General features: G+C 67.6%; 17 protein-coding genes. 2 read left to right on the top strand and 15 right to left on the bottom strand.

The features are described 5' to 3' along the window. Positions 1-15: 15 nt before the first annotated feature. The 10 genes from fadD32 to glf all read right to left on the bottom strand — a co-directional run bounded on the left by fadD32 (position 16) and on the right by glf (position 14180). Positions 16-1899, bottom strand: a complete 1884-nt coding sequence (gene fadD32 / locus QC765_RS08700; protein ID WP_278314043.1) for a long-chain-fatty-acid--AMP ligase FadD32 — start codon at positions 1897-1899, stop codon at positions 16-18. Positions 1900-2289: 390 nt separating this feature from the next. Then, positions 2290-3267, bottom strand: coding sequence for a cutinase family protein (locus tag QC765_RS08695; protein WP_278314063.1), 978 nt, complete (start codon positions 3265-3267; stop codon positions 2290-2292). A gap of 9 nt (positions 3268-3276) precedes the next feature. Then, positions 3277-3783, bottom strand: a complete 507-nt coding sequence (locus QC765_RS08690) for a hypothetical protein (protein WP_278314042.1) — start codon at positions 3781-3783, stop codon at positions 3277-3279. A gap of 167 nt (positions 3784-3950) precedes the next feature. Beyond that, the gene (locus tag QC765_RS08685; protein ID WP_278314041.1) at positions 3951-5894 is read right to left on the bottom strand and encodes an alpha/beta hydrolase-fold protein; all 1944 of its coding nucleotides are present in this window, start codon (positions 5892-5894) and stop codon (positions 3951-3953) included. A gap of 284 nt (positions 5895-6178) precedes the next feature. Continuing rightward, positions 6179-7210: an alpha/beta hydrolase gene (locus QC765_RS08680; protein ID WP_278314040.1), complete on the bottom strand. Its 1032-nt coding sequence runs from the start codon at positions 7208-7210 to the stop codon at positions 6179-6181. Positions 7211-7523: 313 nt separating this feature from the next. Then, positions 7524-9449 carry an arabinofuranosyltransferase AftB family protein gene (locus tag QC765_RS08675; protein WP_373876710.1) on the bottom strand — a complete coding sequence of 642 codons (1926 nt, stop codon included), beginning with the start codon at positions 9447-9449 and terminating at the stop codon, positions 7524-7526. Continuing rightward, entirely contained in the window at positions 9427-10380 is a 954-nt protein-coding gene (locus tag QC765_RS08670) for a decaprenyl-phosphate phosphoribosyltransferase (protein WP_278314038.1), read from the bottom strand. Before QC765_RS08670 ends, QC765_RS08675 begins: the two co-directional genes overlap by 23 nt. A gap of 61 nt (positions 10381-10441) precedes the next feature. Further along, positions 10442-10981, bottom strand: a complete 540-nt coding sequence (locus QC765_RS08665; RefSeq protein ID WP_373876709.1) for a phosphatase PAP2 family protein — start codon at positions 10979-10981, stop codon at positions 10442-10444. A gap of 14 nt (positions 10982-10995) precedes the next feature. After that, complete coding sequence (locus QC765_RS08660) at positions 10996-12870, bottom strand: glycosyltransferase (RefSeq protein WP_278314037.1); 1875 nt, start codon at positions 12868-12870, stop codon at positions 10996-10998. A gap of 86 nt (positions 12871-12956) precedes the next feature. Further along, positions 12957-14180, bottom strand: a complete 1224-nt coding sequence (gene glf, locus QC765_RS08655; RefSeq protein ID WP_278314061.1) for a UDP-galactopyranose mutase — start codon at positions 14178-14180, stop codon at positions 12957-12959. A 291-nt stretch (positions 14181-14471) separates the two neighbouring features. Between glf and QC765_RS08650 the strand changes: the two genes are divergently transcribed. Then, positions 14472-16433: an N-acetylmuramoyl-L-alanine amidase gene (locus tag QC765_RS08650; RefSeq protein ID WP_278314036.1), complete on the top strand. Its 1962-nt coding sequence runs from the start codon at positions 14472-14474 to the stop codon at positions 16431-16433. Positions 16434-16518: 85 nt separating this feature from the next. On the opposite strand, the gene QC765_RS08645 is transcribed toward QC765_RS08650, so the two are convergent. The 3 genes from QC765_RS08645 to QC765_RS08635 are packed head-to-tail and all read right to left on the bottom strand — an operon-like array spanning position 16519 to position 18945. Beyond that, the gene (locus QC765_RS08645; RefSeq protein WP_278314035.1) at positions 16519-17358 is read right to left on the bottom strand and encodes an HAD family hydrolase; all 840 of its coding nucleotides are present in this window, start codon (positions 17356-17358) and stop codon (positions 16519-16521) included. Between the two features lie 37 nt (positions 17359-17395). Next, positions 17396-18184 (bottom strand): lysophospholipid acyltransferase family protein, encoded by a 789-nt coding sequence (locus tag QC765_RS08640; RefSeq protein ID WP_278314034.1) that lies wholly within the window; start codon positions 18182-18184, stop codon positions 17396-17398. Beyond that, positions 18181-18945 carry a lysophospholipid acyltransferase family protein gene (locus QC765_RS08635; protein WP_278314033.1) on the bottom strand — a complete coding sequence of 255 codons (765 nt, stop codon included), beginning with the start codon at positions 18943-18945 and terminating at the stop codon, positions 18181-18183. The genes QC765_RS08640 and QC765_RS08635 overlap by 4 nt, the downstream gene beginning before the upstream one ends. A gap of 54 nt (positions 18946-18999) precedes the next feature. Here QC765_RS08635 and QC765_RS08630 point away from each other — a divergent pair, with 54 nt between their 5' ends. Beyond that, complete coding sequence (locus QC765_RS08630; RefSeq protein ID WP_278314032.1) at positions 19000-19506, top strand: PaaI family thioesterase; 507 nt, start codon at positions 19000-19002, stop codon at positions 19504-19506. 29 nt (positions 19507-19535) lie between these two features. Here QC765_RS08630 and serS read toward each other — a convergent pair whose 3' ends face one another. Continuing rightward, positions 19536-20795: a serine--tRNA ligase gene (gene serS / locus QC765_RS08625; protein ID WP_278314031.1), complete on the bottom strand. Its 1260-nt coding sequence runs from the start codon at positions 20793-20795 to the stop codon at positions 19536-19538. 74 nt (positions 20796-20869) lie between these two features. Then, positions 20870-21304 carry an ankyrin repeat domain-containing protein gene (locus tag QC765_RS08620; protein ID WP_278314030.1) on the bottom strand — a complete coding sequence of 145 codons (435 nt, stop codon included), beginning with the start codon at positions 21302-21304 and terminating at the stop codon, positions 20870-20872. Positions 21305-21318: the final 14 nt, after the last annotated feature.

Raw genomic sequence — 21318 nt, 5'->3', positions numbered from 1 at the left:
GCTCTGAGGTCAACGTCACTCGCTCAAGGTGTCGGGGAACGCGGTCTGGGCGTGGCCCCCACGAAGGGTGCCATCGATGTATGCGGCCTTGCAGGCACGCCGGGCGATCTTGCCGCTGGACGTGCGGGGAATGGATCCGGCGGGCACGAGCAGCACATCACGGGCGGTCACGCCGTGCCGGGACGCGATGGCGGCGCGCACTTCCTCAGCGATGGGCACGGGATCAGCCTTGCCCGCGCCGGGGGCGCGCTCCCCCACGATGACAAGCTGCTCGGAAGTGTCCTCGGGATCAAGCTCGAGGCCGCTGAGCGGGTTGTCGAAAACGGCCTGGGGCAGCTGGTTCGCGGGCACAGCGAACGCGGCCACGAAGCCGGGGCGCAGCGAGTTGCTCGCTTCCTGCGCGGAGTTCTCGAGGTCCTGCGGGTAGTGGTTGCGGCCGTCCGCGATGACGAGGTCCTTCACGCGCCCAGTGATGAAGAGCTCGTTGTCGATGTAGACGCCGTAGTCGCCGGTGCGCATCCAGTGCGAGTCGAGGCTGGTTCCCTCGGTGTGGCTGCCCTCGGGGAGGCGGTCGGTGATCTTGTTGTGGAAGGTTTCCACGGTCTCGTTCTCCCGGGCCCAGTAGCCCCGGCCGATGTTGTCGCCGTGGAGCCAGATCTCCCCCACGCGCTCATCGGGGAGCTCCTTGCCGGTCTCCGGGTCGACGATCGCCGCCCACTGGCTGACCGATACGTGGCCGCACGAGACCTGCGGGACCGAGTTCGGCTCATCGGCCAGGACCCGCTTGACGCGCCCGGCGTTCAGCTCGTCCCGATCGACATAGATGACGTGCGCCTCGTCATCCTGGTTCGGGGTGGAGACGAACAGCGTGGCCTCGGCCATGCCGTAGGACGGCTTGATGGCGGTCTTTGGCAGCCCATAGGGGCCGAACGCGTCGTTGAACTTGCGCATCGATGCCGGGGTGACGGGCTCGCTGCCGTTGATCAGGCCGATGACGTGGCTGAGATCGAGGGTCTCGCCTTCCTTCGGCGTGCCCCGCAGCGCGGCATGCTCGAACGCGAAGTTCGGCGCGGCCGCGAACGTCCCAGCGCCGTCGCTCTCGGCGGCGAGCTCCTTGATCCAGCGGTACGGGCGCTGCACGAATGCCCGGGGCGACATGATGGTGATGTACTTGCCACCGAACGCCGGGAGGATCACGGTGAGCAGGCCCATGTCGTGGAAGAGCGGCAACCAGGTGACGCCGCGGGATTCCTCGGTCAGGCCGATCGAGGCGCACATCTGCAGCACGTTGGTGCTCACCGCGCGATGGGTGATCTCCACGCCCGCGGGAACCCGGGTGGATCCGGAGGTGTATTGCAGGTACGCGATGTCATCGAGCGAGGGATGGGGCAGCTGCCACGATTCCTCGAGCGAATCCGGGATGGCATCGACCGCGATGATGCGGGGGCGCTCGCTCGCGGGGCGGGAGCGGAAGAACTGGCGCACGCCTGCGGCCGACTTGGTGCCGGTGAGGATCGCCACGGGCTCGCAGTCGCCGAGGACCGCGTGCAGGCGATTGGTATGGCCGGGCTCGTCGGGGTCGAACAGCGGAACCGCGATGGTTCCGGCATGGATGGCCGCGAAGAACGCGACGACGTAATCAAGGCCCTGGGGCGCGAGGATCGCTACCCGGTCGCCCTTGTTCGAGACCTGCTGGAGCCGGCTGGCGATAGCGCGCACCCGCACGCCGAACCGCTCCCAGGTGAGCTCGTTGACCTCGCCGTCACGATCACGGGAGTAGTCGATGTAGCGGTACGCGAGGTCCTCCGCATTGCTGCGGGAGTGCTGCTCGACGCAGTTCACAAGAGTCGCCTCCAGCGTGAGTGCAACCTCACCGGCCTCGTTGTAGAACTCGTCCATGCCTCTCCCTCAGTGTGCAGGTGTGAACCAGCGATCCCAGCAGCGATCCGAGCACGCAGGAGCGCGCCGGGCATGACTGTTGCGTCGCTATGAACGTCACGGGCATATGCGAACCGCATCCGCCCCTTGGGCTGTCGTGCCTAGCATTTCGTATGTTACAGACGGTCGCAGTGTGTGTGACTCACTGCACCGAACAGTTATGCAGACCTCATGCTACTCATCCCGGACAGTGTTCAGAGGCATCATGGGGCGACCAGCACGCATTTTCGTGCTTGGCGGTAAGGCACATCACACCCTGGCCCCGGTCCAGGACTGGACCGTTGCGGCCCCGTCACCGATTTACCGCGGAATCGTTGCGCGGTAAATCGTGGGGACAGTAGTTCGCGCGCGCTACGGGTGCGGGTGGACCGGCGCGTCATCAATGATCCCGCGGGCCCACCCCGCCAGCCATGCCGTCGTCGTCGTGCCTTGCTCATCCACGACATGAGTGTCATAGAACGCATGCACCGGATTGTTCAGATAGTCCTTGACCAACCGATTGAACGCGAGCAGGAGATTATCGAGCCTCGGCGCGTCACAGATCGCATCGTTCGGGGCACAGATCTGCACGGTGCGGTCCGCCACCGCGCCGAAGCCGCCCTCGCGCTTGCCGCTCAACGTCGCGCCCGGGATCACCGGCAGGCCCGCGAGCGCGATCTCCAGGCCGACCCCCTGCACCGGTGGGCCGATGGTCCGCGCGGCAGCGGGATCGAATCGACCGTCCGCGACGAGCGCCACGCCGCTGACCTTCTCGGGCGGGACCGGCCCTTCGCCGCGACCGATCTGGGACGCGATATCACCGGCGATCACCGCGCCCTGGCTGAACCCCATCAGCACGAAGCTCGTCAGCGCGCATTCGCCATGACGCTGCGCCATCGCCTCGGTCAGCGCGGTTTTCCCGATGGCGCGGCTCTCGTCATAGGTCATCTCCGGGGGGCCACCGGGGCGCTGGAACTGCGCGGGGTAGGGCACGGTATAGATCTCGGCACGGTCCCTGGGGTACTGGGCCGCGAGCGGCTGGGTGACCTTGAGCAGCAACGAGGCGGGGTTCGCGGTCGGGTTGAACGGATCATCGTCTGCGGAGGACTCCCACGTCCCGGGCACGGAGTACAACTGCACGTCGGGGCACCACTCGGGCTGCTGGGCCTCCTCGGTGGGCGTGGTCGGCGGCTGCCCCGGCATGCCTGGAATCTGGATCCGGTCGAGCAGGGCAACGATCAGCGCGATGACGATCACGATGACCACGAGCAGGGCAAGGAGGATGAGCAGCACGCGTGGCAGGCGCGAGCGGCCCCGGCGCCGGGACCGTGCTTGTGATGCCCACGCCATAATGCTCACTCACCCATCGCAGTAGTGACGGCCAGCGGTATCCACGTACTCGTTCGCGATCCGTTCCGGATCCTCGTCCGAGCCGATTCGCTGCAGCTCCAGTCCCACCATAGCGGTGACATTGATGAGAATGCTCTCCCGAGGCAGCGCATCCGCGCTCGCGGCGCACACGTAGGCCCCGATGCCCCGGGCCGAGGATGCCTCGGGGCCGGCAGGAAGTCCGGCGGCATCGACAGCCGCGAGGTACTCATCAAGCGGATCCGCCGCGGGCTCGGCGACGCGCTCCTGCGACTCCGTTGGCTCCGGCTGCTGTGGCTCGGCTTGATCCTGGCCGGTCTCATCGGCGGCGTCCGGCGCGTCCTTGGTGGTGGAGGCCGCCGGGGCATCCGCGACCGTGGTGGCTGCCGGGGTCCCGAGCACCGGATCGCTCGCGACGATCGCCTCATCGCTGCAGGCGCCGAGCATCGCAATCGATGCTGCCGCGAGGCCCGTGGCCCACCATGTCCGTGCCGTCATCCCCCACGCCCTTTCACGCATGTCGCGCATAGCATTCCGAGCCACCGCCGGGCGAATCGTGCCGCTCGCCGAGCCCGGCAACAGGCTACCGAGCAAACGCGGGCTGTGACGGGCCCTATGGCTCACGTCACAGCCCGCGGTCAACGGCGTTACGGGGAAGTACGCCGTTAGCTCGTAACCACCTCGGCCACGCCATCCCTCACCAGGACGAATCCGCCCTGGAAGTCCTGGCGCACGCCTTCGGGGACCTCATGCTGGGCACCTACCGGATAGCCCAGCGGGCCTGCCTCGAAGCCCTCGGCCGTCCAGGCTTCCATGATCGGCCCGGCAAGGACCGCCCAAGCTCCGCTGCTCGGCGACCAGTACACGTTGCCCTTCTCGAACTCGGTGAAGCGACCGTCGCCGATCACATGCTCCGAGGACACCGGCCAGCCCAGCGCTCCGGTCTCCCGGCCCATCTCCTCGAAGCGGCGCCAGATCTCGCCCTCGACGGCAAGCACGGAACCACGGGGCTTCGCGAAGAGCGCGCCATTGGCGAAGCGCTGCAGGCGCCCCTGCCGGTCCTGCGAGTTCTCGACCGCGGCGACCGGGACGCCCATCGGACCGGACTCCCATCCGCGCGCCGCCCACTCGTCCCGGAACGCATCGATGACCATGACGGCACCATGGGCACGCGTCCAATAGATCGACCCGTTCTCGAAGTGGTTGAACGCCCCCTGCCCATCCGGCGTGGGGATCTCGCTGGTCGTCGGGAAGCCCAGGTCGCGCGCGTTGTCCTCGTAGAGCTCCTCGATATCGCCCTTCACCAGGTGCGCCCCGGTATCCGGCGACCAGTAGGCGGTGGCGTGCTCGAACTCCTGGTACTTGCCACCGGATGAGGTGCGCTCATCGGTGAGGCAGACGCCCACGTCACCGCGTCCCTGCACCAGCTCGCCGATCGCGCCTTCTACCTCGCAGGTCGGCTCCTCGAGCACGGATGGCTGGACTGGGCGATTGAGCCCCACCGAGTCCACGTTCAGCGCGGTGGCGATCTGCGGCCATGCCTCGTGCAGCTCGGACTGCCAGTACGGCCAGCTGTGGGTGCCCGTATTGCGGAAGCGCACCGTCGCGGGGATCCGCAGGTCCTTGAGCTTGGCGGAGAAGTTCTGCGTGGTCAGCCGCGCCAGCACCTCGAGCGCCATTCCCGCCGAGTTCTCCGGGATGCCCGGCATCATGCCAGGACGATCGTGCGCGCCCTGCGCCCCGGTGCCGGCCGACATGTACAGGCTCATGCCCTTGAGGTTGCGGGCGAGCAGGTACGGATCATGCTCCTCCCACAAGTCATTGTCCGCGGTGCCCCACATCGCGTCCGCGTCGTAGCCGCCCGCGTCGAAGACAGCAGCCTTGATGGCGCGCTGCATCCCGTACGACGTCGTGCTGAGGTAGCCCGACAGCGAGCCAGCGAACTGGAACATGCCACGGTTGCGGGCCGGCAGCAGCATCGCTGCGGTACCACCCATCGAGAGCCCGAGGACACCCATGCTGTCGTTGATCCGGTAGTCATTGCGCAGGATCGGGGGCAGCTCCTGCGTCAGGAACGTCTCCCACTTGTAGTTCTTGCCATTGTCTGGCTCGAGCCAATCGGTGTAGAAGCTCGATTCGCCACCCACTGGCATGACGACGTTGATGTTCTTGTCCTGGAAGAAGCTGATGACGTCGGTCTCGAGCGTCCAGCCGCTCTGGTCATCACGGGCACGCAGGCCGTCGAGCAGGTAGAGGCCGGGGAACGTCCATTGCGGCTGCGCGTGGAAGTCACGGGCGAGCAGCACCTGCACCTGGATCGTCGTATCCATGGCTGGCGAGTACACCCACAGCGCGAGGTGGCGGTCGCTGAACCGATCGACGCGCTCCACCCGCACACCGGGGACCGGCGTCATCGCAGGGGCCGCGGGATGCATTGCCAGTGCCTGGGCCGGCTGTGGCGCGGGCGATGCCGTGGCCGACGGCAGGGTGGTGGCCGTGAGCGCGATCGGAGCGAACACTGCCAGGGCACTGGCTGCTAGCTTGCGACGGCGCGCGCGGGACGGTCCGTTGATTGCTCGGTCGGCGTCGCGCTGCAGCAGTGGCCGCATGAGCGTTCCCCTTCGACGTGGTGGTGCTGGGACGCACGGTGCGTGCGTGCTTCCTTCATACCCGCTGTTCCTGGTGTTGCACGAGATGCGCCATGCCATGCGTGAGGGAATCGTTACTGGATGTGCGCAGGGCAGTTATGAAGGAGCGCGGTGGAGGGTCAGGACGGGTCCACTGGCCAGAACCGGCCGCCCCGGCCTCGCATGGTCGCCGGGCGCTGCCCCGCACAGCACTGTGCCCCCGCCCGGAGGGGGCGGGGGCACAGCGTGCTAGCTAGTCGGCTGGATCAGCCTCCGACGGCGGCGAGGATGCCGGGACGGGCCTTGCTGAGCTCGTCCTGCCAGTAGCCCCAGGCGTGCACGCCGGTGGGCGGGTAGCTGAAGGTCGCGTTGAGGCCGAGCGCGTTGGCGCGACCCTCGAAGGCGCGGGCGTTCAGCATCGCGACGACCTCGAGGCCCATGGCGTTGGCGGTGTTGAAGTAGTCAACGGGGGTCTCGAGGCGGGTGTAGGCACCGGGGACACCGTTGCCGGCCGAGATGTACAGCTGGATGCCAGCAAGCTCGTCGGCGAAGACGGTCGGGTCATGCTCGGCCCAGGCCGGATCCCACGGCGGGCCCCACATGTCATCGACGTTGTAGCCACCCTCATCGAGAAGGGCGAGGCGGATCAACGACGGCATGCCGGGAGCGGAGAGGTTCAGGTAGCCGGAGAACGAAGCGGCGTAGTTGAACATGGGCTTGTGGTCAGCGGCGATCTTGAGCGCTGCGCTGCCGGCCATCGAGAGGCCCGCGATGGCGTTGCCCGTGCTACGGATGCCAAGGCCACTGAGGTAGCCGGGGAGCTCCGAGGTGAGGAAGGTCTCCCACTTGTAGGTGTAGGGCTGTCCGTTCGTGCTGGACGGGCCGTACCAGTCAGCGTAGAAGCTGGAGCGTCCACCGACGGGGAGGACGACATTGACGTTCGAGTCGGCGAACATCTCGAGCGCGTTGGTCTCGATCTGCCAGCCGCTGGCGTCGTCGCGGGCACGCAGGCCGTCGAGCAGGTACAGCGCTCCGCTGCCTCCGCCCGCCGCGCGCAGCACGTCGACCTGGACGTTGATGCCCATCGACGGCGAGAACACCGAGTGGCGCTGGTACCGGTCGCCCCATGGGCTCGGGTTGATACGGACAAGCTCGGCCTGGGCGGCGGTGGCCGGCTGCGCGGCAGCGATGGCGCCACCGGTAAGCCCTGCGGCCATCGGCACGACCAGCGCGGCAGCGCTCACGGCGAGCACTCGCTGACGCCACTTCTGTGACACGCGCGGTTTAGCGAATCGCATGGAAAATCTCCCTCTTCTCGTGTGCATCACTGCTGGGCCCGGGCACATTCGTGCCGCTCGGCCTAGCAGGTCACCCTCCCGTAAGCAGCATCGCCGTCCGCGCATCGAGCGCAGCGATCCTGGTAAACCCCTGAGAGCTTGCTGTGTAGATCGGCTTGGACACGGTAACCGTTACACGCCGATCCGATCTCGTTCCAGATACCGATGGATCACGATTACCGTACCTCACCCCTAAATGGACCGCACATCGAACCCGAGATTTCGGGCATGGGTCATCCATGATTGTTTTACCTGGTTGAACTGCGCCGATGCGCTATCGGCCGAGGGTCGCGCAGCGCTCGATCTCGTCGAGCGGGGCACGCTCGATGCGGTAGCCGGATCTCGGGAAGGCATCGAGGATATTTCGGAGGAATACCCGGATGGTCAACTCGTCGCGGTAGCTCGCGAGGACCGCGCGAGTGGCCTCGCAGCTGAGAGCACGCTGTGCGTCCTGGACCCAATCGGGGTCGAGAAAGCCGATGAGGCCCGTCTCCCAGGTGTCGGCTGCCTGGTAGTCGGCGATGAGCCAGTCGGGATAGAGGTACTTGTCGTGGCCGATGCGGCCGCCCTCGATGCGCTCGGTGTGCGCGGCGAGCGGATAGGCCAGGCCGATGTGATCAAGGACACGGACGTCGAGCGGCATGACCATGGCCGCCATGCCGAGCTGCGCGTAGTAGACCGTAGCGCGCGCGTCATCCTCGGTGGCCGGCTCCTTGGGCGGCACATAGACCCACGAGCCCTCGTCCGCTGTCGGAAGGAGGACCGACCCGCGCGGTGCCGTGTCGAGGACAAGGAGCAGGGATCGCATCCGCGGGTACTGCAGGTAGTCCTCGGCACTGGTGGGATGCTCGATACCGGTCTTCTCCACGTAGAAGGCCCGCTCGTCGACGATGCCCTCGTCCGGGATCTCGGTGTACACCTTGGGCTCGGAGACGACCACGACCGTCACCGACCACGCGACGACAACGATCCAGGCCACCGATGCGACGACCGCGGCCACCGCCGCGCGCCCTGCCCGGGCAAGCCCCTGGCGGGCTGGCAGGGCGACGGGGATGACGGCGACCGGCAGCAGCAGGGTGAACAGCACCGGCAGCAACGTACGGCCGTGCATGAAGTCACCACCGACCCGCACCACGTAGATACCGAGCAGGATGCCGTTGGCGAGGAACAGCGCCACCACCGCGGCACGGCTCCTCGACCAGGAGGGACGCGGCGAGGACTGCTCGCTGCCGCGGACGGAGCGCATGAGCAGCCAGGCAGCGATCCCGCCGATGAGCATCGCCACGAGCGGCAGCCACAGCAGGTACGGCCCCACGAGGTCCTGGAGGTAGAGCCAGCCCTGCGACCAGCGCGAGCCACCGGCGTCCTTGGCCACGGCAGTATTGGGGAAGGGCAGGCCGTAGTAGCCCATGCGGAAGATCTGGTACGCCACGGGCAGCAGGCCGGCGGCGACGACGAGGAGCGCGCGGAACCGCCACCTCGCGCGAGCGCTGAGCAGGAGCAGGATAGCCAGGCCACCCAGCACGGCGAGCTCGGGGCGGACCAGCGGGCCCAGCCCCGCGACGAAAGCGATGAGGACCGTCGAGCGCGCCTCGGCCCGTGGCTGCCGCGCCCATCCGAGCATGAGCCACCACAGCAGCGCGATCCACGCGATGACGAGCCCGGACTCGAGCCCGGAGGTGGCGAAGTCGCGCGCGGGCGGTACCGCGATATAGGCGATCACGCCGGCGGGCACCAGCAGCGGAGCAGCGCTCGTCCCGCTAGCGGTTCCAGCGCCGCTACGCCCGGGGCCGGCGTACAGCCGCGCTCCCCCCATGACGGCGAGGATGATCGCGATGACGCTCAGGGCCAGGGCCAGGGCCAGCACGACGCCCTCCGGATCGGTGCCCGGTATCCACGTCCCCATGTACACCAGGTACGTCCACAAGGTCGAGGTGTTGGCCTCGACGCGCTCCCCGGCGTTGAACACGGGGCCGTTGCCGGCGATGAGGTTGCGGATGGTGCGCAGGACGATCAGGCCGTCATCGGAGATCCAGCGACGCTGCCATGCCCCGACCGCGAACAACCCAGCAACAACGACCGTGCTCGCGATGAGCACGATCCGCGGCGCTAGCTCGCGTGCCGACGCGCGCGATCGAGCCCTCCCCGGGGAGGCATCCCCGTGTAGTGGGGCACCATCAGGCGATGTAGACCGCGACACCGACGACTCCAATCCATGCAACCGCGAGGAGCTGGAGGACCCGGTCGCCCAGGGCGATCTCCTCCGGCTCTCCAGCTTGCGCCCCATCGATATCGACGGCATAGCGCAAGATGGCGATTGTAAACGGAATCATCGACATTACGAACAATCCGAGGTTCGATCCGTCCGCCCGGGGGCTTCCGGGACCGCCGCTGTCCTGCTCGAAGGCCCAGAGGCCGTAGAACACGATGACCGCCGTGGCGGACACGGTCCAGACAAAGCGAAGGTAGGTGGAGGTGTAGTTCTCCAGCGACTTGCGGATCTTCGCTCCGGTCTCCTCGGCGAGCCTCAGCTCGGCGTAGCGCTTGCCGGCCGCCATGAACAGCGACCCGGAGGCGGCGACGAGCAGGAACCACTGGGAGAGCGGGATGCCAGCGGCGACGCCACCAGCGACCGCGCGCAGCAGGAACCCGGAGGAGACGATGACGATATCGAGCACTGCCTGGTGCTTGAGGCCGAAGCAGTAGGCGAGCTGGATGATGATGTAGACGACTGTCACCACGGCGAGCGTGTTGTTCGCGAGCAGCGAGAGCAGCGTCGCGGAGACAAAGAGGACCACGGAGAGCACGTACGCCAGCGACACCGGGAGGACCCCGGCAGCAATCGGGCGGAACCGCTTGGTGGGATGGGCCCGATCGGCCTCAACGTCGCGCGCGTCGTTGACGAGGTACACGCCCGATGCGGCGAGCGAGAACACCACGAATGCCAGGGCGACCGCGGTGAGCACCGGTCCCTCGGTGATGGAGCCATCCGCGAGGGGCGCGGCGAGCACGAGCCCGTTCTTGATCCACTGCCGTGGCCGCATCGCCTTGATGATGCCCTCGGGAAGCGACGAAGGCGCCTTGCGCGTTCTGGCGCGAGTTGGATCCTCGGGCTCGACCAGATCGCTCATCATTTCCCCTCTCGACCATTGCTAGTCATGTTTGGCGGCGCCCAATTCGGACACCTGTAGCTTATGCCCACCCGAGCTTGCGCTCGGCAACCCCGACGAGCGTGGCGGACGCCGCGCCCACCGCTGCCCCCGTGAGCACATCCGTCGGATAGTGCACGCCGAGGACCAGCCGGGAGAGCAGCATGGGTGGGACCACGGCCGCCGCGATGGGCAGCCCGGTGAGCCTTCCCAGGAGAATCGCTGCCGCGGTGCTCGATGTTGCATGTGATGATGGAAAGCTCAACTGGCTCGGTGTGGCAACGTTGACCACAATATCGGGATGATGTGGCCTGCGACGCCGCACGACGCGCTTGATCGCGATGCTCGCGGCATGGGCGCCGACCGCGCCGATCGCCACCGCGCCCCATCGCTTGCGCCGGGCCGGGTCAGCGAGCGCACCGATGCCGGCGACCGCTACCCAGCCGAGGGCGTGCTCCCCGAAGTGCGACATCAGGCGGGTCGCGCCCAGCACACCGGGCTGGTCGGCGATCATGCGCTGCACCGTGACGAGGACCGCGGCCTCGCCCGTGGCAGGGCCGACCGGTTCGAGCGTGTGTGTCATGGCATTCCTCGGCTTCAGTCGTACTGGGCGAAGAAATCGCCCCAGCGCTCACGGCTGGTCAGCTCGGGGAAGGCCGACCGGTAGGCGTCCCGCAGCTCCGGAAAGCGCTTCTCGAGCTCGCGCCGCAGGCTCAGGGCCTCCTTGAACAGCTGGGCGGCGACCGCACGATCACGCTTGCGGTACACCACGCCACGACCATCGGCGGTGGTGACAGTCACGCCATCGACCTGCGACAACAGGAACCAGCGGGCATCGAGGGTGGCGACATTGAGCTGGGGGCGCTCGTGATGCGCGGGCTTGGCGGGGCGCAGGTTGTGCACGACAGCGCGGCCGAACCTCTTGAGCTTCGCCGGTGTCGACACGGGCAGGCCCACCTGCCCGATATCGCTGCCCGACGGGAGGGGCAGATCCGTCGCGGAGCCCGCGACGACAGCATCCGGGTACTCGGCACGGATCTTCTGCACCTTGGCCAGCGAGGTCGGCAGCTCGTCGAAGAGGATGCCGGGCCCCGCGAGGAAATCCTTGATCGCCTGGTTCTGCAGCGCCACCGTCGAGTACTCGAGGCACAGCAGATGCTTGAGCAGCGGCTTCATGGTGCTCTTGACCAGCGCCCGCGCGCCGCCGGGATTATGCAGCGCGGCGACGATCAATCGATTTCGCAGGTGGTAGTAGGCCTGCCAGTCGATGACATCGTCCTTGTCGGACCAGGCCATGTGCCAGATCGCGGTACCTGGGAGCGTGACCGTGGGGTAGCCGGCTGCCGCCGCCCGCAGACCGTACTCGGCATCATCCCACTTGATGAACAGGGGAAGGGGCTGCCCGAGCTGCTCGGCGACGCTCCGTGGGATCAGGCACATCCACCAGGCGTTGTAGGTGACATCGATGCGCCGGTGCAGCTCCGGTGATTCCGCGAGCGGTTCCCCAGCGAAGTCATGGTCGTACTCGGTGTGCGGGGCCGGCCCCCACACGAACTCGCCGAACCGGACGACCTCCCCCATCACGTGCAGGTGGGCGCGGTTCTGCAGGTTCAGCATCTGGCCACCGACAAGCAGGGGCTGGCGCGCGAACCGGGCGAACGCGATGGCGCGCAGGATGCAATCGGGCTCGATCTCGATGTCGTCATCCATGAACAGGATGTACGGGCTGTCGGTGGTGCGCAGAGCCTCGTACATGACGCGCGAGTAGCCGCCGGAACCACCGATGTTGCCCTGGTTGTGGATGCGCAGGCGATCACCGAGCACGGCGGCCGCCTCGGCGAACCCGGGCTCGTCGGCGGCCTTGCGGGTGCCCTGGTCCGGGATGATCACCGCGTCGATGACCTCGAGCACCCTGGGGTCGGAGCCAAGCGCGGTCAGTGCCTTGACGCAGTCATGCGGCCGGTTGAAGGTGGGGATGCCGATGGCGGCGCGCCCCTCCCCGGGGGCGTCGACCGGCGCGTACCAGCCGCCTGCGCGGATCTCGACGTCCTCCTCGGCGCTGAGGTCGAACCAGAGCCAGCCGCCATCCTCGAACGGGGAGAGATCAAGCGCGACCTCGAGCGTGCCGTCGTTTCCGCTGGCCTCGGCGCTCGCGACCTGGATGCGCGTGCCATCGGCCTTGGAGCGGTATACATCGGCCCGGCAGGCACCGCTGGTCTCGAGGCGCAGGACCACCTGCGCGAGGGTGCTCCAGCGCCGCCAGTAGCTCGCGGGGAACGCGTTGAAGTAGGTGCACAGCGAGATCTCGGACTCGGCCGCGATCGTCGCCGAGGTCCGCGAGGTCGCATGGACCCGCCGCGGGTTGGTCGGCGATTCCTCGAGGTAGAGGCGGCGCACATCGAGGGGCTCGCCGGGGCGCGGCAGCAGGATGCGCTGCAGGAGCGACCGGGCGGATGAGCTGGTGTTGGTCACTGCGCGTGGTGCCTTTCTTCGAGCGGGGCGCGGGAGAGGTGAGAGTGCCGACTTCGCTAGTCGCTGCTAGTCGCTGCTAGTCGCTGCTAGTCGCTGCTCGGGCGTGCTTGCAGCGGCGATCCCTCGGTGAAGTGAGGCGCGAGGATGTTGTCGAACATCGCGAGAGCGCTGGCGATCGCCATGTGCATGTCGAGGTACTGGTAGGTGCCGAGGCGCCCGCCGAACAGCACGTTGTCGCGCTCGGTCTCCGCGCGGGCACGCTCGCGGTACCGCGCGAGCCGCTCCCTGTCGTCCGAGGTATTGATCGGGTAGTAGGGCTCGTCGCCGCTCTCGGCAGACCGGGAGAACTCCCGCATGATCACGGTCTTGTCGCCCGGATAATCACGCTCGGGATGGAAGTGGCGGAACTCGTGGATGCGGGTGAAGGGCACTTCCGCGTCGGGATAGTTCATCACTGGAGTGCCCTGGAAGTCGCCGGTCGCCAGTACTTCCGTCTCGAAGTCGAGGGTGCGCCACCCGAGCTCGCCGTCGACGTAGTCGAAGTAGCGGTCGATCGGGCCGGTGTACACCACGGGAGCGCCGGGGGACGCCGCCCGGATCTCGTCGCGCACCTCGAAGTAGTCCGTGCCCAGGCGAACCTCGATGCGCTCGTCGGCGGCCATGTTCTCCAGCCATGCCGTGTAGCCATCGACGGGCAGGCCCTCGTAGGTGTCATTGAAGTAGCGATTATCGAAGGTGTAGCGGACGGGCAGCCGGGCGATGGTGCTCGCCGGGAGCTCCTTCGGGTCGGTCTGCCACTGCTTGGCCGTGTAGTCCCGCACGAATGCCTCGTAGAGGGGGCGGCCGATGAGCGAGATTGCCTTCTCCTCGAGGTTCGAGGCCTCCTTCGTGTCGATCTCGCTGGCCTGCTCGGCGATCAGCGCGCGCGCCTCCTCCGGCGAGTAGTAGCGGCCAAAGAACTGCGACACCAGGCCGAGCCCCATCGGGAACTGGTACACCTGGCCCTTGTGCAGCGTGAACACGCGATGCTGGTAGCCGGTGAACGACGTGAACTGGTTGACGTACTCCCAGACGCGCTCGTTGGAGGTGTGGAACAGGTGCGCGCCGTACTTGTGGACCTCGATGCCCGTCTCCGGCTCGGGCTCGGAGTACGCGTTGCCGCCGATGTGGGGCCGCCGGTCAAGGACCAGCACGCGCTTGCCTAGCTGGGTAGCGGCACGCTCGGCGATGGTGAGCCCGAAGAACCCCGATCCGACGATGATGAGGTCGAAGGCGTCACGCTCTGGCGCGCCTGTCGTTCGAGTCTCGATAGGCACCGGGCATCCCTCTGCTTTCCTTGCGGCTGGCCTGCGACTGGGCTTGCTTCTGGACTACGGCTTCAGCGTAACGGACTGCCCCGCCCGGCCCGTGACCTTCGGTCCCGCCGGTGTCGTCGCGCGCGCGCCAGTTGCGTGCCGCGCCTCGTAATAGCAAGTCCCTCAATAGATCACGTACACGGTTAGGTAACAGCCATGTTGCTCAATTCTTGACCACATAGTGACGCCACGGTGCACGAAATATGAGCCTTCCTTGCCTATGGTCAAGGCAATGACGAATTAGTCATGCCGCACGAAGCCGGTCTAGCTCTCACGCGCCGCGCCCAATCGCAGAACAAGGGAGTCACTGCGTTGCAGAACCAACAACCACGACGAATCCTGACGCTTGGCGTCACCGTCGGGCTCACCGCAGCCGGAACGCTCTTTGGGCTCGGCGCGACCGCCGGTAACGTCGACATCGTCCCTGTCAATGACAGCACCGACCACGTCCCTACATCGATCAATGAGGTCAGCCTCGAGCCCAGCCCTGGCGAGGTCACCGACATCTCCGACCACGGCGATCCCATCGTCCGGGAGATCACCCAGGACACCTCGTTCAACATGTTCGGCCTCACCTGGGAGGGCGACGGCGACCCCGAGGCATTCGTCCGAGCCAAGCTCGAGGACGACACCTGGACGGAATGGTTCGACCTCGAGCCCATTGATGGCGGCAGCGATATCGGCGAGGAGTCCCGCGAGGCCAGCGAAGTCGTCTTTACTGGCGACACGAACACCGTTCAGATCAGCATCGGCGGCAAGGTGGAGCCGGTCCTCGAGGGCGACACCGAGCCCGAGGAGCCGCTCGCGCCCGAAGAAGCAGCGCCCACCGATGCGGCGGCAGGCGAGCCCGCTGACATCTCGCGCCCGCTGATCAGCCAGCCACCCGCGCCGGAGCGCTCCGGGGAGGCCGAGAACCTCACCGCGATCATCATCCGGCCCTCCAAGGCGCCCGTCGCCGATGCCCCGAGCGACATCGCTGGAGACGTGACCGATATCGCGGGCGTCCCCGCGCGGCCCAACGTCATCTCCCGGGCGCAGTGGGGTGCCAACGAGAGCATCCGGTGCCGCGCGCCCCAGGAAAACGGCGGCCTCGGCGCCGTGGTGGTGCACCACACCGCGGGCAACAACAACTACACGCAGGCCCAGTCCGCACAGATCGTGCGCGGCATCTACGCCTACCACGCGCAGACCCTCGGCTGGTGCGACGTGGGCTACCACGCTCTCGTCGACAAGTATGGCCAGATCTTCGAGGGCCGCTTCGGTGGCATGGACAAGGACCTGCAGGGCGCCCACTCGGGCGGCTTCAATGTCAACACCGCCGGCTACTCGATGATCGGCCACTACCAGAACACAGCGCCGCCCCGGGCCCAGGTAGAGTCTCTGGCCAAGCTCGCCGGCTGGCGCCTCGCCCGCGAGGAGCTGCGCCCGACGGGTTCCTCGACGCACTACTCCGAGGGCACGCAATACACCTGGCTCGCCCAGGGCCAGCCGATCACGTTGCCGAATATCTTCGCGCACCGGGATGTGAACTACACCGACTGCCCTGGCAATCTCGGCTATGCCCAGATGGACCTGATCCGCGACATCGCGACCGCGTACCAGAATTCTGCTCCCGCGCCGGCTGATCCGGGCAACGAGGACGACGGCAACGAGACTCCGGCCGAGCCCGACAACGGCGAGAACCCGGCGGGGCAGCCCACCGAGGAGCCGCAGCCGCAGCCGCAGCCCGAGCCCCAGCCCGATCAGTCGCCCGCTCCTCGCGCGTCCTGGAGCTCCAGCGAGCTGCGCGCCACCGGGGAGAACATGCAGCGCCTGCTCGCCTCGCTCCGCTCGCCCGCGGTGGAGACCACCCAGGCTGGCGACGAGGAGATCGCGCGGCGCTGGTACACGCTCGGCGGCGTCGAGGGCGCGCTCGGCGACGCGGTGAGCAAGATCGAGGCAGCGGCCGAGGGAATCAGCTTCGCCCGGTTCGCCAACGGCACGATCTACTGGTCGGACAACACCGGCGCGCGCGCCGTGTGGGGAGTCATCGCCGAGCAGTGGGAGGCGCTCGGTGCCCAGGACAGCCTCCTCGGCCTGCCCGTGGAAGAGGAGTTCAGCACTCCCGAAGGCATCCGTGTGAACTTCGAGCATGGCCACATGATGTTCGACCTCGCCTCCGGAGAGGTGAGCGTGCACATCAACGAAGCGGTGCCTGCCGCCGGATAGCCCGGAACGACCGAAGCCCGTGATGACCAAGGGCCGCGCTCCTCGCGAGCGCGGCCCTTCGCGTTGCCACGGGCCAGCTTTGTTGTCAGGACCACCAGCGCTCGAGCACCAGGGCCACGCCATGATCGTTGTTCGTCGACGTCACCTCCCGGGCGGCCGCCCGGGTCTCGGGGTGCGAGTTGCCCATCGCGACGCCGTGGCCAACCCACTCGAGCATGGCGATGTCATTGGGCATGTCACCGAACGCGACGGCCTGTTCCGCGTCGATGCCCAGCCGCTGCGCCACCCACTCGAACCCCGTTGCCTTGGTCACTCCGGGCGCGGAGAGCTCGACGAGCCCCTTGTCGGTGGAGAAGGTGATGGCAGCCCGCTCCCCCACCAGCGGCCCGAGCACATCGCGCATCGCGGTGCTCGTCATGCCCGCGTGCCGGACGAGCAGCTTGATCGCGGGCGCGGCGATCACATCGGCCGCGGAGAGCTCGATGTGGTCGGGATTGAGCCAGGCATGCTCGTACCCGGGAGCACAGACGAACTGCGGCGAGGCGGCATCGTGCGCGCTGCGGCCCACGCGCTCGGCGGCGAGCCCGCTCCCGGGCAAGGCGGTACTGATGCGATCGGAGAGCCAGCCGAGGGTGTCGGTGGAGAGTTCCTCGGCGTGCATGATCCGATCACGCTCCGCGTCGTAGATGACCGCGCCATTGGCACAGACGGATAGCGGCGCGAACCCGATCTGCTCGATGATCGGGGCCAGCCAGCGGGGCGGTCGGCCAGTGGCGAGGATGAAGTGCGTTCCCGCCCCAGCGAGCTCGTTGAGGACCGCTCGTGTCCGCGGACTGATCCGATCATGGTCATCGATCAAGGTGCCATCGACGTCCGAACCAACGAGTAGCGGCGAGGGAAGGTCACTGAGGAGTTCCGGATTCACTCCTCCATCGTGCCCCGGATGCCCGCTCGTGGCACATCTACTCCAGCTCGGGGCCGGCCCGGCGGGCCCATTCGTGATCGCGGGCGTCCATCGCATTGGCCTCGGCCAGCGTCGGCGCGGTGCCGCCAAGCCGGGATGGCACCCAGGGCTTGCCCTTCGGGTGGGGCCCGTAGGCGTCCTGCGCGGCATGGAGGAGAACGTCCATGTCGCGGTGGAGCCGGTCCAGGAGCTCCTGCGGAGGCATGCCTGGCTCGATGGGTTCCCCGACGTGCGCCTGGATCTGCCGGTTCCACCCCAGGATCTTGAAGGGGTGCCCCTTGGTGGCGATGCGCTGGGTGCCCCACAGCACGATCGGCACGACAGGCACGCCCGCTTCCACGGCCATGCGGGCCGCGCCCGACTTGAACTCCTTGAGCTCGAAGCTCCGGCTGATCGTGGCTTCCGGGAAGATGCCGACGAAGTCCCCCTCGCGCAACGCCTGCACCGCCGCCTCGTAGGCCGAGGTACCAGCGGCCCGGTCCACGGGTATGCCGCGCGAGGTGATCGCGAGGAAGCGAGTGGCCGGATGATCCCAGAGCTCCTTCTTGCCCAGGTATCGCATACGGCGACGGACCATCAGCGGAACGAGGGCAAGGTACATCGGATCCATGTAGCCGATGTGGTTGCAGGCGAGCACGGCCCCGCCATGGCGGGGCATGTTCTCCAGCCCGGTGACCTTCAGCCGCGCGCCCTGGAGAAATCGGATGATGTAGGCGATGAGGACGAGCTTGGCGTAGACCAGCCGGAACACCGCGCCGGCTACGGCCGAGGTCACCGCTGAGATCATTGCTCTCTCGCTTCCTCCCGCGCGCGCCGCGCCGCGATCCGGGCATCGGCGTCGCGGCGATCCAGGATCGTTGCCTCTTCCAGGGAGGGAGCGCTTCCCCCGAGCCGCTTGGGCACCCAGTGCTCGCCGTGGGGGTGCGGGCCGTAGTCGTCCTGCGTCTTCAGCAATAGCTCCTGCATGTCGGACTTGAGCCTCGCGGTGAGATCAGCGGCCGGCCCGAAGGGCTCGATGGGTGCGCCGACCGCTACCGAGATGGGGATGCCGGTGCGCCCGAGCTGCTTGGGGAAGCCCTTCGTCCATACGCGCTGGGCGCCCCAGACGATGATCGGGATGATCGGTACCCCGGCCTCGATGGCCATGCGGGCGGCACCGGACTTGAACTCTTTCAGCTCGAAGCTGCGGCTGATCGTGGCCTCGGGGTACACCCCGACGAGCTCGCCGTCCTTGAGCGCGCGCACCGCGGCCTTGTAGGCGTCCCCGCCGGATACCCGGTCGACGGGGATGTGCTTGCAGCCGCGCATGAGAGGTCCGCTGACCTTGTGCTCGAACACTTCATGCTTGGCCATGAAGCGGATGAAGCGCTTGACCGGCAGCACGGCCTTGCCCGCGTAGGCGAAGTCGAGATAGCCGGTGTGGTTGACGGCGATGACCGCGCCGCCCACGCGTGGTATTTGCTCGGTTCCGGTGACCGTGAACTTCAATCCCTGGGCGGTGAAGAGCGCGCGAGCGAACGTCACGATAGAGCCATAGACAGGTTCCACGGCGCATAGCCTAATGGGGAAGCCTGACGCTGTCGCTGATGAAATGGAGTATTCATGCCTGGCACCGAGCGGGAACGCGCCTACACCTGGTCAGATCCATCAAACACAGCGGGACAGCATGTCTCACTAAGTGGACTGGAGTTCATCCGGGGGCTCGCCGAGGGCACCATCGAGCACTCCCCATCCGCGCGCACGCTGGGCTTCGAGGTCGTCCGCGCCGAGCACGGGACGACCACGATCAGGCTCGTTCCTGCCGAGCATCACTACAACGCCGTGGGCACCGTGCATGGCGGGATACTCACGGCCATCCTCGACTCCGCGATGGGGTTCGCCGTCAGCACGACCTTGCCCGAGCAGACCGGCTACACCACGCTCGATCTCAACACCCAGTTCCTGCGACCCGTCAGCATCGACACCGGCCCCATCGAGGCGACCGGCATCGTCGTGCACACCGGTCGAGCCACCGCTACCGCGCGCGGCGAGATCCGCACCAGCCAGGGAAAGCTCTGCGTGACCGCGACAACCCGCTGCATGCTGTTCCGCCCCGGGAGCTCGCCCTAGAGGTGTTCCCGAAGCGGCCAAGCGGGACGCTAGCGAACGGGCTCGAGCACCTCGCGCCCGACGAAGGGGACCAGCGCGGCCGGCACCCGCACGCTGCCATCGGGCTGCTGATGGTTCTCGAGCACCGCCACCAGCCACCGCGTCGTGGCAAGCGTGCCATTCAGCGTCGCCGCGATCTGCGGCTTGCCGTTCTCGTCGCGATACCGGATCGCCAGCCGCCGAGCCTGGAACGTCGTGCAATTGGACGTCGAGGTCAGCTCCCGGTACGTCTGCTGGGTGGGCACCCAGGCCTCGCAGTCGAACTTGCGGGCCGCCGAGGAACCGAGGTCGCCGGATGCCACATCGATCACCCGGTACGGGACCTCGATCGCGGCCAGCATGTCCTTCTCCCACTGCAGGAGCCGCTGGTGCTCCGCCGCGGCCTGGTCCGGACGGCAGTAGGTGAACATCTCGACCTTGTCGAACTGATGCACCCGGATGATGCCACGGGTGTCCTTGCCATAGCTGCCGGCCTCGCGCCGGAAGCATGATGACCACCCGGCATAGCGCACGGGATCGCCGGACAGGTCGATGATCTCGCTCGAGTGATAGCCCGCCAGCGGCACCTCGGACGTTCCCACGAGGTACAGGTCATCGTCCGCGAGGTGGTAGACCTCGGCGGAGTGCGCGCCGAGGAAGCCGGTGCCGCCCATGATCTCCGGGCGCACCAGCACCGGCGGGATCATCGGGGTGAACCCCGCGGCCACCGCCTTCTGGATCGCGAGCTGCAGCAGGCCGAGCTGCAGCAGCGCCCCGTTGCCGGTGAGGAAATAGAACCGCGAGCCCGAGACCTTCGCGCCCCGCTCCATGTCGATCAGGCCCAGGCGCTCGCCGAGCTCGAGGTGATCGCGCGGCGATTCGATCGCCGGCGGCTCCCCCACTGTCTCGATGACCGCGAAGTCTTCCTCGCCACCTACGGGCACGTCCGGGTGCACGAGGTTCGAGATCGCTCGATGAGCCTCGACGAGGCGCTCGTTGGCCGCGGACTCCGCGGCACCGGCGTCCTTGACCTTCTGCGCGAGCTCGGAGGCGCCGGCAAGGAGGGCATCCCGGTCCTCAGGGGCCGCCCTGCCCACCTTCTTGCCCAGCGCCTTCTGCTCGGCGCGCAGCGAGTCCGCCGCGGCGACGGCGGCGCGGCGCTGCGCATCGGCGTCGAGGAGCGCATCAACGAGGCCAGGGTCCTCCCCGCGCGCTCGCTGCGAAACCCGCACGGCTTCAGGATCATCACGAAGCATCTTGAGGTCGATCACGCCTAACACCCTACTGCGCCCCGAGTGCTTCCTCCCCATCGGAACGGGCTGGCGCCACGCGCGCAGAGCGTGGGCTAGCGCTCGTCGTGGCCGCCAGCAGCCCCCAGCAGGTCCAGGTAATCCTCGCGACCGAACATGCGCGCGGCCGCGATCGCGGGCGGGGTTCCCGCCGCTGGATCCGCGCCTGCTTCCACCAGGAGGCGGACCACCTCGTCCTCGCCCTTGAACACCGCGCCCGCGAGAGGTGACTGCCCTCGATCGTTGAGGCGGTCGGCGTCCGCGCCCCGGCCCAGCAACGCCGCCACCGTCGCGGGATGGCCGTGGTACGCGGCAAGCATGAGGAAGGTGTCTCCCGTCCCATTGGCGAGATCGACCGGCACCCCGGCATCGAGGTAGGCGATGAGCTCTGCTGACCGGCCGCGGCGCGCATGGTCGAAAAGCCTGCTAGCGAGCTCGGACAGCGCTTCCTCGTCAGGTCCATCCGAGCCGTTCTCGAAGTCTTTGCCCATGCCCATGAATGTAG

The sequence above is a fragment of the Hoyosella levis genome, from assembly GCF_026008515.1.
Lineage (GTDB): Bacteria > Actinomycetota > Actinomycetes > Mycobacteriales > Mycobacteriaceae > Lolliginicoccus > Lolliginicoccus levis.
Note: the sequence above shows the minus strand (reverse complement) of the source record. Positions and strands in the feature narration are given on the sequence as shown.